General features: G+C 69.0%; 16 protein-coding genes. 7 read left to right on the top strand and 9 right to left on the bottom strand.

Translation table 11 applies throughout. The annotated features are described in order from the left end of the window. Positions 1-38: 38 nt before the first annotated feature. From AC5LXK_RS11665 to cysD, 3 genes are all read right to left on the bottom strand, one after another. A complete protein-coding gene (locus AC5LXK_RS11665; protein ID WP_493388966.1) occupies positions 39-1226 on the bottom strand; it encodes a helix-turn-helix transcriptional regulator in 1188 nt (395 codons plus the stop codon). 131 nt (positions 1227-1357) lie between these two features. After that, positions 1358-3280, bottom strand: coding sequence for a sulfate adenylyltransferase subunit CysN (gene cysN, locus AC5LXK_RS11660; protein WP_493388965.1), 1923 nt, complete (start codon positions 3278-3280; stop codon positions 1358-1360). Next, positions 3280-4176: a sulfate adenylyltransferase subunit CysD gene (gene cysD, locus AC5LXK_RS11655; RefSeq protein ID WP_493388964.1), complete on the bottom strand. Its 897-nt coding sequence runs from the start codon at positions 4174-4176 to the stop codon at positions 3280-3282. Before cysD ends, cysN begins: the two co-directional genes overlap by 1 nt. Positions 4177-4390: 214 nt before the next feature. On the opposite strand from cysD, the gene AC5LXK_RS11650 reads away from it, so the two are divergent. Genes AC5LXK_RS11650 through AC5LXK_RS11635 form a run of 4 tightly spaced genes read left to right on the top strand, consistent with a single transcriptional unit; the run spans position 4391 to position 8521 of the window. Further along, positions 4391-5500: a DUF1214 domain-containing protein gene (locus tag AC5LXK_RS11650; RefSeq protein WP_493388963.1), complete on the top strand. Its 1110-nt coding sequence runs from the start codon at positions 4391-4393 to the stop codon at positions 5498-5500. Continuing rightward, positions 5497-6690 (top strand): sulfotransferase family protein, encoded by a 1194-nt coding sequence (locus AC5LXK_RS11645; protein WP_493388962.1) that lies wholly within the window; start codon positions 5497-5499, stop codon positions 6688-6690. The genes AC5LXK_RS11650 and AC5LXK_RS11645 overlap by 4 nt, the downstream gene beginning before the upstream one ends. A 41-nt stretch (positions 6691-6731) precedes the next feature. Beyond that, the gene (locus AC5LXK_RS11640) at positions 6732-7523 is read left to right on the top strand and encodes an SDR family oxidoreductase (protein WP_493388961.1); all 792 of its coding nucleotides are present in this window, start codon (positions 6732-6734) and stop codon (positions 7521-7523) included. 17 nt (positions 7524-7540) lie between these two features. After that, positions 7541-8521, top strand: a complete 981-nt coding sequence (locus AC5LXK_RS11635; RefSeq protein WP_493388960.1) for an acetyltransferase — start codon at positions 7541-7543, stop codon at positions 8519-8521. Between the two features lie 67 nt (positions 8522-8588). Here AC5LXK_RS11635 and AC5LXK_RS11630 read toward each other — a convergent pair whose 3' ends face one another. Next, the gene (locus tag AC5LXK_RS11630; RefSeq protein WP_493388959.1) at positions 8589-9041 is read right to left on the bottom strand and encodes a nuclear transport factor 2 family protein; all 453 of its coding nucleotides are present in this window, start codon (positions 9039-9041) and stop codon (positions 8589-8591) included. Positions 9042-9054: 13 nt separating this feature from the next. After that, entirely contained in the window at positions 9055-9534 is a 480-nt protein-coding gene (locus AC5LXK_RS11625; RefSeq protein WP_493388958.1) for an SRPBCC domain-containing protein, read from the bottom strand. A 317-nt stretch (positions 9535-9851) separates the two neighbouring features. Here AC5LXK_RS11625 and AC5LXK_RS11620 point away from each other — a divergent pair, with 317 nt between their 5' ends. After that, positions 9852-11330 (top strand): cryptochrome/photolyase family protein, encoded by a 1479-nt coding sequence (locus AC5LXK_RS11620; RefSeq protein ID WP_493388957.1) that lies wholly within the window; start codon positions 9852-9854, stop codon positions 11328-11330. A gap of 22 nt (positions 11331-11352) precedes the next feature. Here the strand turns inward: AC5LXK_RS11620 and AC5LXK_RS11615 are convergent, their stop codons facing one another. From AC5LXK_RS11615 to AC5LXK_RS11605, 3 genes are all read right to left on the bottom strand, one after another. Further along, positions 11353-11475 carry a hypothetical protein gene (locus AC5LXK_RS11615; RefSeq protein ID WP_006478335.1) on the bottom strand — a complete coding sequence of 41 codons (123 nt, stop codon included), beginning with the start codon at positions 11473-11475 and terminating at the stop codon, positions 11353-11355. Then, on the bottom strand, positions 11466-12698 hold the full coding sequence (locus AC5LXK_RS11610) for an MFS transporter (RefSeq protein WP_493388956.1): 1233 nt from the start codon (positions 12696-12698) through the stop codon (positions 11466-11468). Before AC5LXK_RS11610 ends, AC5LXK_RS11615 begins: the two co-directional genes overlap by 10 nt. A 165-nt stretch (positions 12699-12863) precedes the next feature. Beyond that, on the bottom strand, positions 12864-13805 hold the full coding sequence (locus AC5LXK_RS11605) for a LysR substrate-binding domain-containing protein (RefSeq protein WP_493388955.1): 942 nt from the start codon (positions 13803-13805) through the stop codon (positions 12864-12866). Positions 13806-14155: 350 nt separating this feature from the next. Between AC5LXK_RS11605 and AC5LXK_RS11600 the strand changes: the two genes are divergently transcribed. Continuing rightward, the gene (locus AC5LXK_RS11600) at positions 14156-15196 is read left to right on the top strand and encodes an alpha/beta hydrolase family protein (protein WP_493388954.1); all 1041 of its coding nucleotides are present in this window, start codon (positions 14156-14158) and stop codon (positions 15194-15196) included. Between the two features lie 124 nt (positions 15197-15320). Further along, on the top strand, positions 15321-16076 hold the full coding sequence (locus tag AC5LXK_RS11595) for a 4'-phosphopantetheinyl transferase family protein (protein ID WP_493388953.1): 756 nt from the start codon (positions 15321-15323) through the stop codon (positions 16074-16076). Between the two features lie 21 nt (positions 16077-16097). On the opposite strand, the gene AC5LXK_RS11590 is transcribed toward AC5LXK_RS11595, so the two are convergent. Then, positions 16098-17018: a glutamate/aspartate ABC transporter substrate-binding protein gene (locus AC5LXK_RS11590; RefSeq protein WP_493388952.1), complete on the bottom strand. Its 921-nt coding sequence runs from the start codon at positions 17016-17018 to the stop codon at positions 16098-16100. Positions 17019-17101 lie beyond the last annotated feature (83 nt).

Below are 17101 nucleotides of genomic sequence, written 5' to 3'. Positions count from 1 at the left end.
GTCGGCCGTACAGGTCGACCGGCGGCGGCCAGCAGGTGCTAGGCCATCGACACGACGCTGTTGAGCAACGTCTTCACGAGCACGGCTTGCCGCGTTGCGCCCGTTTTCGCGAAGATGCCCCGCAGGTGTGCGCGCGCGGTGTTCTTCGTGATGCCCGTCGCGGCGGCCGCCTCGTCGAGCGTGAGCCCGTCGACGAGCAGCAGCGCGATCTCGGTTTCCATCGGCGTGAGCCGGAACAGCCGGTGCAGCATGTCGCGCGACGTCTGCGGTGACGAAGCCGGGTCGCGCACGAACACGGCGACGGCCGGCCGGTGCTGGCGGTCCTCGGCGCCGCGATAGGGCGCGAGCGGGCGCAGCAGCACGCTCAGCGGCATCGCGCCGCCGGGGCGCGACAGCGTGGTGGCCTCGATGCGCGTGAGCGCGCCCGCGCGGAAATGCTCGAGCGCGGCCTGCAGCGCCTTCTGCAGCCGGCGCTCGTCGAGCGGGCACGACGCGTGGAGCCGCTCCTGGCGCACGCACAGCCCGTCCTGCTGCTCGATCAACCGTTCGGCGATGCGGTTGCGCTTGATCACGCGGCCGTCCTCGTCGACGATCGCGGTGCCGACGTCGAGCCGGTCGACGGTGCCGGCGTACAGCGCGCGTTCGGCATCGAGCACGTCGAACGCCGCGTGCAGCTCGACCGCACGCTGCAGGTGCGGCAGCAGTGTCGCGACCTGCGCGCGCTCGGCGGCGTCGAAATCGCGGCCGCCGTGCGCGCGGCTCACGAAGAATGCACACTCGACGCCGCGTTCGCCGCGCAGGTTCGCGCCGAGGATGTAGCGCAGGTCGAGCGGCTGCAGGTACTGCCGGTAGAACTCATGCGCGCGCCAGGCGGTTTCGCCGAACAGGCTGTCAGCCGTGAAGACCTGGCCGGGCGGGTGGTCGAGAAACGGGCACAGCGCATAGAACTGCTCGCTGTACGACGGCTCGCCGGGCAGCAGCGGGCCGTGCGCCGACGCATTGATGATGAGCCCGTGCCGCGCGCCGCCCGGATTGCGCAGCACGAGCGTCGTGAAGCTCGCGTCGAGCCGCACGCGGGTCGCTTCGAGAAAGCCGGCCCACGGCGTCGCTTCCGACGGCCCCTGGTAGACGAGCCCGAGCCACGCGCTGAGTTCGCGCGCCGTCCATGCCGCGTCGTCGAAGCCGTCGTGCGCGGCCGTGTCGCCGGGCGCCAGCGCGATCCGCATGCTCGTGTTCTCCTGGGTTGGGGATGAGGGGCTCCCGAACCAGCATACCGGCCGGCCGGCGGCCCGCGTCATCCGAACGGAGTAGACGACGCGGGCAGGCGGGCGCCCGCGAGGCTGCCCGCTGGCGGGGCTTATGCCGCGCGCTCGCGCAGCAGGTACGCGACGATGCGGTTGGCCGCAGCCTCCGGCGATTCGGCCACGGTGTCGATGCGCAATTCGGGCTGCGCGGGCGGCTCGTACGGCGAGTCGATGCCCGTGAAGTGCTTCAGCTCGCCGCGCCGCGCCTTCTTGTACAGACCCTTAGGATCGCGTTCCTCGGCGACCGCGAGCGGCGTGTCGACGAACACTTCGACGAATTCGTCCGCGCCGACGCGCGCGCGCGCCATGTCGCGCTCCGCGCGGAATGGCGAGATGAACGACACGAGCGTGATGAGGCCCGCGTCGAGCATCAGCCGCGCAACTTCGGCCACGCGCCGGATGTTTTCCACGCGATCGGCCTCGGTGAAGCCGAGATCGCGGTTGAGCCCGTGCCGCACGTTGTCGCCGTCGAGCAGGTACGTATGCTTGCCGAGTGCGTGCAGCCGCTTCTCGACGAGGTTCGCGATCGTCGACTTGCCGGCGCCCGACAGCCCGGTCAGCCACACGATGCGCGGCGTCTGTGCCTTCTGCACTGCGCGCGCGTCGCGATCGACGTCGACGGCCTGCCAGTGCACGTTGTGCGCGCGGCGCAGCGCGAAGTGCAGCATGCCGGCGCCGACCGTGTCGTTGGTGAAGCGGTCGATCACGATGAAGCCGCCCGTATGGCGATTGCGGTTGTACGGATCGAACGCGACGGGCCGGTCGAAGCTCAGGTTGCACACGCCGATTTCGTTGAGCGCGAGCGTGCGCGCGGCGAGATGCTCGCGCGTGTTCACGTCGACCTTGTACTTCGGCATCGCGCAGGTTGCGCCGACCGTCTGCGTGCCGAGCTTCACGAGGTACGGGCGGCCGGGCAGCAGCGGTTCGTCGTGCATCCACACGAGCGTTGCTTCGAACTGGTCGGCCACTTCGGGCGGCGCGTCCGCATGCGCGATCATGTCGCCGCGGCTGATGTCGAGCTCGTCGGCGAGCGTGAGCGTCACCGCGTCGCCGGCGCGCGCGATGCCGCTGTCGCCGCCTGGCGTGATCACCGATGCGACGCGGCTCTCCTTGCCGGATGGCAGCACGCGCACGCGCTCACCGACGCGGATCTCGCCCGATGCGATGCTGCCCGCGTAGCCGCGGAAGTTCAGGTTCGGACGGTTGACCCACTGCACGGAAAGCCGGAACGGTTCGTCGCGCGTCACGCGCGCGGCGAGCGGCAGGCGGTCGAGGTGCTGCATCAGCGTCGGGCCCGCGTACCAGGGCATCCGTGCGCTCGGCACGATCACGTTGTCGCCGCGCAGCGCGGACATCGGAATGCTGACGATGTCCGCGAGCCCGAGCTCGGCCGCGAATGCGCGATAGTCGGCATCGATGCGGTCGAACACGGCCCGGTCGTAGTCGACGAGATCCATCTTGTTGATCGCGAGCACGACGCGCCTGATGCCGATCAGCGCGACGAGATGGCTGTGGCGGCGTGTCTGCGTGAGCATGCCCTTGCGGGCATCGATCAGGATCACCGCGAGATCGGCGGTCGACGCGCCGGTGATCATGTTGCGCGTGTACTGCTCGTGGCCGGGCGTATCGGCGACGATGAACTTGCGTTGCGCGGTCGCGAAGAAGCGGTACGCGACGTCGATCGTGATCCCTTGCTCGCGCTCGGCCGACAGGCCGTCGACGAGCAGCGCGAAATCGAGTTCGCCGCCTTGCGTGCCGACCTTTTTCGAATCGGCTTCGAGCTGCGTGAGCTGGTCGTCGAACAGCATGTTCGATTCGTAGAGCAGGCGCCCGATCAGCGTGCTCTTGCCGTCGTCGACGCTGCCGCACGTGATGAAGCGCAGCAGGTCCTTGGTTGGGTCATGCTCGCCGTCGGTAGCGGACGCTTCGGGGGCGTGGCGCGCGAGTTCGTCGGGCGCAATGAGTACGTGTGCCATCAGAAATATCCCTCCTGTTTCTTCTTTTCCATCGAACCGGCCGAGTCGCTGTCGATCAGCCGTCCCTGGCGCTCGGACGTGCGCGTCTCGCGCATCTCCTGCAGGATGTCGTCGAGCGTTGTCGCATCGCTGTCGATCGCGCCCGTCAGCGGATAGCAGCCGAGCGTGCGAAAGCGCACGTTGCGCAGTTGCGGCACTTCGCCTTTGCGCAGCGGCAGCCGTTCGTCGTCGACCATGATCAGTGCGCCGTCGCGTTCGACGACGGGGCGTTCCTTCGCGAAGTAGAGCGGCACGATCGGGATGTCGTGAAGCTGGATGTACTGCCAGATGTCGAGCTCGGTCCAGTTCGAGATCGGAAATACGCGCAGGCTTTCGCCCTGGCGTTTGCGCGCGTTGTACAGCGACCAGAGTTCGGGGCGCTGGCGCTTCGGATCCCAGCGGTGCTGCTCCGAGCGCAGCGACACGATGCGTTCCTTCGCGCGCGATTTTTCCTCGTCGCGGCGCGCGCCGCCGAATGCGGCGTCGAAGCCGTAGTGATCGAGCGCCTGCTTGAGCCCCTGCGTTTTCCACACGTCGGTGTGCACGGCCGAGCCGTGCGTGAACGGATTGATGTCGTTCGCGACGCCGTCGGGGTTGACGTGCACGCGCAGGTCGAGGCCGAGGCGTTCGGCCGTCTCGTCGCGAAACGCGATCATCTCGCGGAATTTCCACGTCGTATCGACGTGCAGCAGCGGAAAGGGCGGCTTCGCCGGGTAGAACGCCTTCATCGCGAGATGCAGCATGACCGAGCTGTCCTTGCCGATCGAATACAGCATCACCGGGTTGTCGCTCTCGGCCACCACCTCGCGCATGATGTGGATGCTTTCGGCCTCCAGCCGCTCCAAGTGGGTCAACATCGTTCGTCTCCTTGTTTCATGCCGGCGCCGCGCGACATGTGCGGCGTTTCGTGCATGACACCGACGGTATCGAGCGAGCGGCATGCCGCTCTTCGTCCGGGTGGACTAAACCGGCGCCCGGCGACGGAGCGGATCTTTCCTTAGTCCACCCGGACGAAGTGGCGCGCGACGACGGCGCTTAAGGTGAGCGCTCGACCATCGGCGGAGACGACACATGACGGAAGACACACGTGCGGCGCAATTGCTTTCGGGCCAGACCTGGGCCGATTTCTGCGACACCCTGAAACGCAGCGGACAACAGATCCTGCGCAACGAGGCGCCGGACGATCCGCTGACGCGCGCGGAAGGCTTCCGCTACCTGAGCCGGCTGATGCGCATCGCGCTCGAGATGCACGTCGAGTTCGCGGACGGCGCGTGGCCCGGCTTCTTCTCGCCGTCGCACGAGACCGCGAAGATCGGCGCCGACAATCCCGACAACCTGTACCAGTACGCACGCGTCGACGGCCGCTGCGAATACCGCGTGACGGGGCGGCGCGGCTCGGTTGCGTACCTGAGCTTCGGCACGCAGAAGGGCGGCTACGAGACCGACGGCAAGATGCTGCAGACGGGTTTTCTCGACGCGAAGCAGCTCGAGGTCGCGCCGGACGGCAGCTTCGAGATCGTGCTGAGCGAGACGCCGCATGCGGGCAACTGGGTACGCATGGAGCCGGGCACGAATGCGCTGCTCGTGCGTCAGACCTTCCTCGACCGGCGGGCCGAAACGCCTGCACAACTGAAGATCGAGCGCATCGGCGCCGGTGATCGCCCGGCGCCGCTCGACCCGCTCGTGCTGCAGGGCGGTCTCATGCGTGCCGCGCAGTTCGTCGAACAGACGTCGAAGCTGTTCGCGGACTGGGCCGCGAGCTACCGGTCGCACGTGAACACGCTGCCGCCCGCCGATCAGGCGCTGTGCCAGTCGGTCGGCGGCGATCCGAACATCTACTACTACCACTCGTGCTGGTCGCTCGCCGACGACGAGGCGTTCGTGATCGATGTCGATACCGTTCCGGACTGCGATTTCTGGAACGTGCAGCTCAACAACTACTGGATGGAGTCGCTCGACTACCGGCACTTCGACATCTGCGTGAACAAGCACAGCGCACGGCTGAATGCCGATCGCGGCGTGACCGTGATCGTCGCGGCCGCGCGACCGGGCGACGCGAACTGGCTCGATACGGCCGGGCATCGCACCGGCACGATATGCTGGCGCTGGGTGGGTGCCGCACAACCCGTGCATCCGCGCACGCGCGTCGTGAAGCTCGCCACGCTGAAGGAGGCTGCATGAGCGCGCCGCTGGATCAGACCCGCACGCTTCTCGCACCCGACGGATTGATCGCCGAAGCCGTGTCGCGCACGGGCGGGCTCACCGCGTTCGGCGACGGGCCGTATCGCGAAGCGCTCGACGTGATGTGCGCGTCGCTGATCGACGAGGCGAAGCTGTCCGCGCGCGGCGCGGAGATGATGCGCGAGAAGCTCGTCGGCCAGCTCTTGAACCGGCTCGTCATCGAGGATTACTTCGGGCGTCATCCGGAGATCGCGGACATCGCGATCGACGATCCGCTCGTGATCGTCGGCCTGCCGCGCACGGGCACGACGCTATTGCAGCGGCTGCTGGCCGTCGATCCGCGCTTTCATTCGGCCGCGTGGTGGGAAACGCGCTACCCGGCGCCGCTCGCCGGCGAGACGCTCGACTCGCCCGCCGTGCGCATCGCACGCGCGCAGGCCGAGGTCGCGACGATGATCGAGTACATTCCGCAGATCCTGACGATCCATCCGCTCGACGCGATGCTCGCCGACGAGGAGTTCATGCTGATGGAGCATTCGTTCGTGTGCGCGATGGATTCGTACGCGGACGTGCCGCGCTACACGGCCTGGCTCGCGCGGCAGGATCTCACGCCTGTCTACACGTACCTGAAGCGGATGCTGCAGTTCCTGCAGTGGCAGAAGGCGCGGCGCGGCATTGTGCCGGCGCGGCGCTGGCTGCTGAAGACGCCGCAGCATCTGCATGCGCTCGACGTGCTGTGCCGCGTGTTTCCGCGCGCGCAGGTCGTGCTGACGCACCGCGACCCGGCGCAGACGATTCCGTCGATGGCGAGCATGGCGCACACGCTGTGGCAGATGTATGCGGACGATCCCGATCCGCTCGCCGTCGGCGCGCAGTGGAACGCGGGAATGGCGCGCGCGATCGGCGCGGCGATGGCGGCGCGCGATGTGCTGCCTGCCGACCGGTTTTTCGACGTGCGTTTCGAGGACACCGTATCGAATCCGCTGGGCGTGGCGGAAGCCGTGTATGCGTTCGCCGGCATGTCGCTCGATGTGCGGCAGCGTGCGGCGATGACCGACTGGATGGCGCGCAACGGTCGCGACAAGCGTGCCGCGCACGACTATTCGATCGCGCGCTTCGGCTTCACCGATGCGCAGCTCGCGCACGACTTCGCCGCGTATCGTGCGCGGCACCTGCGGGCGGCCGGCTGACGGCCGCGTTCGCGACACGAACGACAACCAGGAGACAATCCATGTTGCTGAAGGACAAGATCGTCGTGATTTCCGGGATCGGGCCGGGCCTCGGGGTGAAGCTCGCGGTCGAGGCCGCGCGCGAGGGTGCGCGCGGTGTGGCCGTCGCGGCGCGTACGATGGACAAGCTCGACGACGCCGAAGCACGGATCCATGCACTCGGCGTCGATTGCGACGTGTTGAAGGTGCGGACCGACATCACCGACCGCGCGCAGTGCCGGCAGCTCGCGACGCAGGCCGTCGAGCGGTTCGGCAGGATCGACGCGCTCGTGAACAGCGCGTTCGTGCACGGCACGTTTCCGGAGCCGGTGGAGGAAGCCGACCTCGACGGCTGGCGCGCGGTGTTCGATACCAACGTGTTCGGCACGATGGCGCTCACGCAGGAAGTCGTGCCGCACATGAAGCGGCAGCAGCGCGGTGCGATCGTGATGATCAACACGCAGGCGACCCGCAAGCCATTTGCAGGGGAAGGCGGCTACGCTGTATCCAAGGGCGCGCTCGCCGTTGCGGCAAAATACCTGGCGCGCGAACTCGGCGTGCACGGCATTCGCGCGAACAGCATCCACATGGGCTGGATGTGGGGCGTGCCGACGCAGACGTATTTCCGGCAGGCGGCCACCGACTACGGGACGACGGAGGAGCAGATCATCGCGCCGATCGCGTCCAATATAGCGCTCGCGAAGCTGCCGACCGACGACGATTGTGCGCGCGCGGCGCTGTTTCTCGCGTCCGACTACGCGAATGCGGTGACGGGCGCGACACTCGACGCGAACGGCGGCGATTTCATGCCTTGACGATGGAGCAACGAATCATGCAGGACACTCGACACGCGCAGCATTTCTTCGCGTTCAACGGCGACGCGGACGGCCTGTGCGCACTTCAGCAACTGCGGCTCGCGGAACGCGTGCGCGGCACGCTCGTGACCGGCGTGAAGCGCGACATCCGGCTGTTAGAACGCATCGACGCGCGTGCGGGCGACATCGTCACGGTGCTCGACGTGTCGCACGACCAGAATCGCGATGCGTGCACGCGGCTGCTGCGCGACGGCGCGACGGTCCGGTATTTCGACCATCACTTCGCGGGCGAGCTGCCCGACGATCCGCGCTTCGATGCGCATATCGACACGGCGGCCGACGTCTGCACGAGCGCGATCGTGAACCGCTATCTTGGCGGCCGGCACGTGCGCTGGGCGGTCGTCGCGGCATTCGGCGACGAATTGCCGGCGCTCGGCGATGCGCTCGCGCGCGAGCACGGGATCGACGAAGCCGAACACCGCACGCTTGCCGAACTCGGGCTCTACCTGAACTACAACGCGTACGGCGAGTGCGTCGGCGATCTGCATTTCGATCCGGCGGTACTCGCCGACGCGATGCTGCCGTGCACCGATCCGCTCGATTTCGTACGCGAGACGGCGGTGTTCGCCGCGCTGCGAGACGGCTACCGCGACGACATGGCGCGCGCCTGCGCGCTCGCGCCGCTGCGCGAGGTGCCCGGTGCGACGCTGGTCAGGATGCCGGATCATCCGTGGGCGCGGCGCGCCACGGGCATGCTCGCGAACGAGCGGATGCGCAACGCGCCGCACGCGGCGCTCGCCGTGTTGTCGCCGCGTGCGGATGGCGGGCTCGTCGTCAGCGTGCGCGTGCCCGACGGCCGGCCGATCGGTGCGGACGAATTCTGCCGCGGTTTTGCGACCGGTGGCGGACGCAAGCGCGCGGGCGGCATCAACCATCTGCCGGAGGCCGAGTTCGACGCGTTCGCCGAGCGCTTCGAGGCCGCGTTCCGGCTCGACTGATTCGATTGATGTCGCGGCTGCCACGCGCGCGCCGTGCAGCCTGCACGAAGCGCGCGTGGCAGCCGGCTCAGCCGGTTGCGCCCGCAAGCACGGCGGGCACGTTGTGGCCGTAGCAGCGTTCCTCCACGCGTTCGGCAATACGCCAGCCGTACGCGGTGCGCACGAACCGGTCGATGTACCACAGCCCGAGAAACATCACCTGCGTGCCGCCGTCCGGCAGCGCGACTTCCATCGGATTGAAGCAGATCGTGCGGCCGCTCGCGGTGTCGCCGTCGATCCGGATCGACTGGTTGCCGACCAGATGCTGGTACCGCGGAAACTGCGGCAGTACGGCGCGCAGCCACGCCTTCACGTCCGGATAGCAGCCGGCGATGCCACCCATCGCACGATAGTCGATCGCCGCATCGGGCGTGAACACGGCATCGAGCGCGTCGAAGTCGCGCGAGTCGATCGCACTCGAATACGCGACGATCAGCTCGCGGATGTCGTGATGGTCGGACAGCGTCTGCAGATCGGGCATCGGGCGCTCCCGGTCACGCGCTCTTGCGCTTGCGCGCCGCATGCAGCGCTTCGGCACGCTGCTTCACGTCGCGTGCGCACTGGTCGAAGCCCTGTTTCACCCATGCGCCATGGTGCTGCATGATCGTGTCCGCGTTGATGCCGAGAAACTGGTCCGTCGTGAAATAGCGGCAGCGCTCCGCGCCGTTCGCGTCGAGGTACTGGTCGCGGCGGGCGGCGTCCTTGTTGTCATCGGTCGGGCGTTGTTCCCACGACAGCAGGCGTTCGGGTTCGTACGCGACGAGGATTTCGCTGACCGGAATCACGGTCTCCGTGCCGGGAATACGCACCTGCATGTGCACGAAATCGCCGAGCTTGCCGGTCGTTTCGAAACCGACGCAGAACGTGTTCCATTCGCCGTAGCGCGGGAAGTCGGTCAGCACTTCCCACACGACGGAGGCTGGTGCGTCGATGTCGACGGTGATCGAGGTGACGAGATTCGAGGGTTTGGTCATGGCGGCATATCGGATGAAGCCGCGCGCCTGGCTGGCCGGCGGCGTCGCGGCGGTCGGAAGGAGCCGCGCCGGCATCGGCCGGCGCGCGCGTGACGGGTGCGAATCGGGGCATGCGGGGCCGGTTGTGGCCGGCACGTCCCGCGCGGCGCACCCGACATCGAGCGTAGGCCGGCGCACGCGCCGAAGAATCGTCGGAACGGACTAAGGCGTTTCACCGGGCCACGCGGTGCGATTGCCGTGATGGTCGGCGGCGTCGACACCGCGCGGCGCAGCCGCGACAATACGCATCTCTTCCCGTTTTCGTCATCGAGGTGCCCGTGCTCGCCAAGTCGTCCATTGCTCCCGCGATCGTCTGGTTCCGCGACGATCTGCGGGTGACCGACCAGCCCGCGCTGACGCGCGCGGTCGAATCCGGCCGGCCGCTCGTCTGCGTATTCGTCGACGACACGGGCGTCGGCGCCGGGCGCCCGCTCGGCGGCGCGGGGCGCTGGTGGCTGCACGGGTCGCTGGCCGGGCTCGACGCCGCGCTCGCACATCGCGGCGGGCGCCTGTTGCTGTTGCAGGGCGATGCGCCGAGCGAGATCGAGCGCGTGGTGCGCGACACGGGCGCGGAGGCCGTGTACTGGAACCGCCGCTATGCGCAGCAGCAGCGCGACGCCGACGCGGCGCTGAAGGCATCGCTCAAGGCGCGTGGCGTCACGGTCGAGAGCAGCAACGGCAGCCTGCTGAACGAGCCGTGGGAGGTGCTGACAGGCGGCGGCACGCCGTATCAGGTGTTCACCGCGTACTGGCGTGCGGCGCGCCGCGACCGCACGGTCGCCGTGCCGTTGCCGGAACCGGGGCGGATTGCGTTTCATGCCTGGCCGAAAGCCGTGCGTGACCGCGCGCTGGCGCTCGACGCGCTCGCGCTGCTTCCGCACGCGCCGGACTGGGCCGGCGGCCTGCGCGACGCATGGCCTGCGCCCGACGAAGCCGGTGCGCACGCGCAACTCGACGCATTCCTGACGGACTCGCTCGCCGGCTATGCGGATGCGCGCGATCGTCCCGACCGGCCTGCGACGAGCCGGTTGTCGCCGTACCTGCGCTTCGGCAACGTGTCGCCGCGACAGGTGTGGCATGCGGTGCAGGGTGCCGCGAACGCAGGCGGCGCGGCGTACGCGGCGGACGCCGATAAATTCCTCGGCGAGCTCGGCTGGCGCGAATTCAGCTACACGCTGCTGTATCACTTCCCGGCGCTCGCGACCGACAACTTCCGCGCGCAGTTCGACGCGATGCCGTGGCGCGACGATCCTGCCGCGCTGCACGCATGGCAGCGCGGGATGACCGGCTATCCGCTCGTCGATGCGGGCCTGCGCGAGCTGTGGACGACCGGCTGGATGCATAACCGCGTGCGGATGGTCGTCGCGTCGTTCCTGATCAAGCACCTGCTGATCGACTGGCGCGCGGGCGAGGCGTGGTTCTGGGACACGCTGGTCGACGCGGATCCCGCGAACAATGCGGCGAGCTGGCAATGGGTGGCCGGTTGCGGCGCCGACGCCGCGCCATACTTCCGGATCTTCAATCCGGTTGCGCAGGGGCAAAAGTTCGACCCGGACGGCGCGTACATACGGCGCTGGGTGCCGGAGCTGGCCGGCCTCGACAACGCGTCGATCCATGCGCCGTGGGAGGCATCGCCGCTGGAACGCGAAGCGACCGGCGTGCGGCTCGGCGTCGACTATCCGGAGCCGCTCGTCGAGCATGCGGCCGCGCGCGCCCGCGCGCTCGATGCACTGGCCGCGTTGCCGAAGCGTCGTTGAACGCCGGCCCCGGTTTGCCGCATCAGTTGCAAAACGCGACGTGCTCGAGCAGCGCGTACGCGACGCCCGAATCGAAATAGGCCGCGCCGCACCACGCGACGAAGGCGAGCGTGCCGGCGGCCAGCGCCGCGCGAATCATGCCCATGCCGCGTGACCCGAGGCCGGCCGCGCGACGCGCGCGTCGTCGATCGGCAGGTGCAGCAGCGCCGCAAGGACGCCGAGCGCGATCGAGCCGAGCCACAGCGGCATGTACGAATGCATCGCGTCGTACACGACCGCCCCGAGCCAGACGCCGAAGAAGCTGCCGAGCTGGTGCCCGAAGAACACGAAGCCGAACAGCGTCGCGATGTAGCGCACGCCGAACACCTGCGAGATCACGCCGTTCGTCAGCGGCACCGTGCCGAGCCACGTGAACCCCATCACGGCCGCGAATACGTAGACGCTCGCGGGCGACAGCGGGACGGCGACGAACGCGGCCATCGCGAGCGCACGCACGAGGTACAGCACCGACAGCACGTACTTGCGCCGCAGCAGCCCGCCGAGATGGCCGCACGCATAGGTCCCGGCCACGTTGGTCAATGCGATCAGCGCGAGCGCGACGCTCGCGTGGCGCGCGGGCAGCCCGTGGTCGAGCAGGTACGCGGGCAGGTGCGTCGCGATGAACGCGAGCTGGAATCCGCATGCGAAGAAGCCCGCGTTCAGCAGCCAGAAGCCGCGATGCGCGAACGCTTCGCGCACGGCTTCGCCGATCGACTGGCCGGGGCCGGCGTCGGCGCCAGTCGCTTGAGCAGGGCGGTCGCGCAGCAGCACGGCGAGCGGCGCGAGCAGCGCGGCGACGAGCGCCAGCGCGATGAACGCATGGCGCCAGCCGATGCCGCCGATCAGCTCCTGCGCGACGGGCACCATGCAGAACTGGCCGAGCCCGCCGATCGCACCGGCGACACCGAGCGCCCAGCCGCGCCGGTCTGGCGGAAACAGGCGGCTCAGTGCGCCGTAGATCGACGCGAACGCCGAGCCCGACAGCGCGATGCCGATCACGAGCCCGGCGCCGACCGTGAACAGGCCGGTCGTGGCCGCATGTGCCATCGTGACGAGCCCGGCCGCGTACAGCAGCATCCCGGCGACGATCACGCGCACCGAGCCGAAGCGGTCGGCGACCATCCCCGTGAACGGCTGCGCGACGCCCCAGATCAGGTTCTGCAGCGCGAGTGCGAGCGCGAAAGCCTCGCGCGACCAGCCGTGGTCGAGCGACACGGGCGCGAGAAACAGGCCCTGCACGTGGCGGATGCCGAGCGCGGCGCCCATGATCAGGCCGCCTGCCAGCACGGGCAGCCAGCGGCGCCGGACTTCCTGCTCGATCGGGGTCATGCGTGTCTCCGGATGAAGGCGCGCGGCGAAACGGCCGCGCTCGATCCGATTAGACGATCGGGCCCGGCATCGCTCAAGCGATCATTCGGTCAGGTTGGTATGCGTGGAAGGAATGCGACGGGGCGCCGGTGGCCGGCTGCGGCTACGCCTGCCCGCAAAGCGGGTTCAGGCCGACGCCGCATCGTGCACGCGCATCGTCGCATCGCATTCGGCTGCTTCGGCGAGCATCCAGTCGCGCACGTCGGCGACTTCACGGCGCGGGGCCGGATCGTGCTGGAACAGCCAGTAGCCGTACGTTTCCGTCAGCGCCTGCGTGTGCGGCCCGAGCACCGCGAGCCGGCCGTCGGCGAGCATCGGCGCGACGAGCGCGAGCCGGCCGAGCGCGACACCCTGGCCGGCGATCGCGGCCTGGATCACCTGGTCGTACTGGTTGAAGCGCAGCACGCCTTTCGGGCGCGCATCGCCGAGCCCCGCGGCGTGCAGGTGCGCGTGCCACTGCAGTTGCGGTTGCGGCGGCCCGTCGAATTCGAGCAGTACGTGACCCTCGATCGCGGCTGCGTTTGTGACCGGCCGCGCGGCGAGCGCAGGATGCGCGACCGGCACGACGATCTCGTCGAACAGGCGCAGCGCGCCGGCCGGCGCGCGCTCGCGCGGGCAGTAGCGGATGCCGAGGTCGATGCCTTCGGCGCGCAAATCGAGTACCTTGTCGTTCGCGGCGACACGCAGGTCGATCCCGGGCAGGCGCGCCTGCAGCCGCCCGAGCCGCGGCAGCAGCCACAGCGCGGTCACGCCGATGCTCGCGGTGATCGTGACGGGCTGGCGCTCTCGCGCGGCGGCGAGCGACGCGACGGTGTCCTGCAGGCCGTACAACGCGGCATCCGCGACGCGAAACAGCCGTTCGCCTTCCGGCGTGAACGCGATTTTCCGGTAGCCGCGCTGGAGCAGCGCGACACCGAGATGCGTTTCGAGCGCATGGATCTGACGGCTGACCGCCGACTGCGTGACGCACAGGTCCTGCGCGGCGAGCGTGATGCTCATGCGGCGGCCGACGGCGACGAAACCGCGGACGAGATCGAGGGACGGGAGGCGGACGAGCGGCGTTGACATGCGCGTGACTCATGCGAACGGAGCTGCAAGATTGGTTGAGAACGCGGCACGCGTCAAGTTCAATGGAGGCTGGCGCGAAGGTGTGGATAGCGGTTCGCGAAGCATGGGGTTCAGGTAAGGGCTAAAGCGCCAACCTGGACCGACCGCGAAGCATGGGGTTCAGGTAAGGGCTAAAGCGCCAACCTGAACCGACCGCGAAGCATGGGGCCCAAGTAAGCGCTAAAGCGCTAACTTGGACCGACCGCGAAGCATGGGGTCCAAGTAAGCGCTAAAGCGCTAACTTGGACCGACCGCGAAGCATGGGGTCCAAGTAAGCGCTAAAGCGCTAACTTGGACCGACAGGAGACACGATGACGATTTCGAACGAAGCGAGCGGGGCGCCACAGGGCAGTCGGGCGGCAGGCGCGTTGCCGCCCGAGCCCGTGACGCTGCGCGCAGCCGACGGTTATGAATTGCGTGGCCACGTGTGGCGCCATCGAGGCGGCGGCGCCGCGCGGCCCGTGACGGTCGTCAATTGCGCGACGTCGGTGCGCTGCGACTACTACTTCCGTTTCGCGGCCTGGCTGTTCGCGCAGGGACGCGACGTGCTCGTCTACGACTATCGCGGCATCGGCGGGTCGCGCCCGGCGCAGCTCGCGAAGCTGCGCGCGAACTGGCTCGACTGGGGACGGCTCGATTGCGAAGCCGCGCTGCACTACGCGCGCGACGCGTTTCCGGGCCAGCCGCTCGACGTCGTCGCGCACAGCATCGGCGGCTGCGTGCTCGGGCTCGCGGCATCGAACGTGCACGTGCGGCATGCGGTGACCGTCGGCGCGCAATATGCGTACTGGCGCGACTATCTGCCGGCCGAACGGCGCCGCATGTGGTGGAAGTGGCACGTCGCGATGCCCGCGCTCGCCGCCGTGTTCGGCTACGTGCCCGCGAAGCGGCTCGGCTGGATGGAGGACACGCCGCGCGGCGTCGCGCTGTCGTGGGCGCGTGCGCAGCCGCGTTTCGAGGACGGCTACGTCGGCGGCGTGCTCGATGCCGGCACCATGAGCCGCGCGGCATTGCCGGCGCGCTTTGCGGGGCTGACGGCGCCGATGCTCGCGATCGGCATCGACGACGACGCGTTCGGCACGGTCGACGCGATCGAGCGGCTGGTCGGCTACTACACGGGCAGCAACGTCACGCATCTGCGGATCGCGCCGGCCGACATCGGCGTCGACGCGATCGGCCATTTCGCGTTTTTCCACAGCCGCTTCGCCGACACGCTATGGCCCGTCGCACTGTACTGGCTGCAGCACGGCGTGCTGCCGGCCGATGCGCCGGGCGGCGTGCATGCGCTTCACCCGGCGTCGCGCGGGCGAGGGACGGGCAGCGGCGTGCCGGGCGTGGCCGCGAACGGGTGAGCCGGCGGCAGCGAGCGCAACGCGCGGTGCCCGTTCGCTTCACGATCCCGTCGCGGTGGCCGCACGCCGGCGCGATCGATTAACATCGGACGTTTCATTTTCCAGCACAGGCTGCCGCGCGCCGATGTCCATTCCGTCCGATTCCGCTTCCCCGGTCGAAACGCCCCGTGCGTGGCGCGTGCAGGCACTCGACGTACCGCCCGCCGCATCCCGCGCCGGCGTGCGGATCGCGCGCGTCGATTTCGACTGGCGCGTGCCGCTCGTATCGCCCGCGTATGCGGCGCTGAGCGACGGCGAGCGCGCACGGGCAGCCCGCTTCCTGAGGCACGAGGACGCGGTGCGCAGTGCCGCGACGCGCGCCGCGCTGCGCGACGTGCTCGGCGCGGCGCTTGGTATCGCGCCGCACGCGGTCGTGATCGTCGTCGACGCGTCGGGGCGGCCGTCGCTGGACCGTGCGCATCGCGCGTCGCTCGATTTCAACGTGTCGCATGCGGGCGAGCATGCGCTGCTCGCGTGGGCGCCGGCGGGCCGCGTCGGCGTCGATATCGAGGGCTGCAACCGGGTGGCCGACTGGCGCGCACTGACGCGCGAAGTCTGCGCGCCCGCCGAGGTCGCGTATCTGGACGGCCTGCCGCCCGGCGCGCGCGAAGGCGAATTCATGCGCGTGTGGTCCGCGAAGGAGGCGTTGCTCAAGGCACTCGGCACGGGCATCGGCGGCGGCCTGCGCGCGTTCGCGGTCGTGCCGCCGCGCGACGCGGCAACGCCCGCGACGACGATCGTCGAGCCGGCCGAGCCCGCCGCCGGCGTGGCGGCGTTCGATGCGGCGTGGCTCGACGCGGCGCCCGGCTACGCGGCGTGCGTCGCGTGGACGCGCGCGTGAGCCGACGTCAACATGTGCCGCTCATTCGAGCGGCGCGTCGTTCGGCGCCGCGTAGCGCGCCTTGATCACGTCGCTCATCGGGAAGTCGAACGACAGCCCCTTCGGCGGCACCGGCTTCATGAACCACTTGTCGTACAGCGCGTTGATCTCGCCGTGCTTCATCAACTGCACGAGCACGCCGTCGACGAGTGCCTTGAACTGCGGATCGTCCTTGCGCAGCATGAACCCGTAGGCTTCCGACGATTGCGGCGTGCCGACGATCTGCCAGTCGGCCGGTTTCGCGGCGAGCTGGCGCACGCCCGCCAGCAGCACGTCGTCCATCATGTACGCGGCCGCGCGGCCCGATTCGAGCGTGAGGCGTCCTTCGCCGTAGTCCTTCGCGCTGATGATCTGCATGTTCATCTTCTTTTCCTCGTTCATCTTGCGCAGCAGGCGTTCGGACGTCGTGCCCTGGTTCGTCACGACCGTCTTGCCGGCGAGGTCGGGGAAGTCGCGGATGCCCGACGTCGTGCGCGTGAGCAGCCGCGTCGTCGCGACGAAGAAGGTGGTCGAGAACGCGACCTGCGCGTGGCGCGCGGCGAGGTTGGTGGTCACGCCGCATTCGAGGTCGACGGTGCCGTTCTGCACGAGCGGGATGCGGTTCTGCGACGTGACCGGGATGAAGCGCACCTGCAGGTCGGGCTTGCCCGTGCGCGCCTTCACGGCCGCGATCACGCGGTCGCACAGGTCCTGCGAGAAGCCGATCACCTTGCCGCCCGCATCGACGTAGGAGAACGGCACCGACGTTTCGCGGTGGCCGATCGAGATCAGGTTGTTCTGCCGGATCTTCTCGAGCGTGCCGGACAGCGGCTCGGCGGCGAGCGCGGCGCCGCACGCGAGCGTGCACGCGGCGACGAGCAGCGGGCGGCCGAACCGGGCGGCAAATCGTGACGGGAAGGGCATGGCGGGTCTCCGTGTTGAATGGTGATCCGTATGTTGCCAAAGACAAAATAACTGCAACATATGTTAAGCGCCGGATCCCGCTG

This window comes from Burkholderia pulmonis (assembly GCF_984667975.1).
This window is presented reverse-complemented; position numbering and strand designations above follow the sequence as displayed.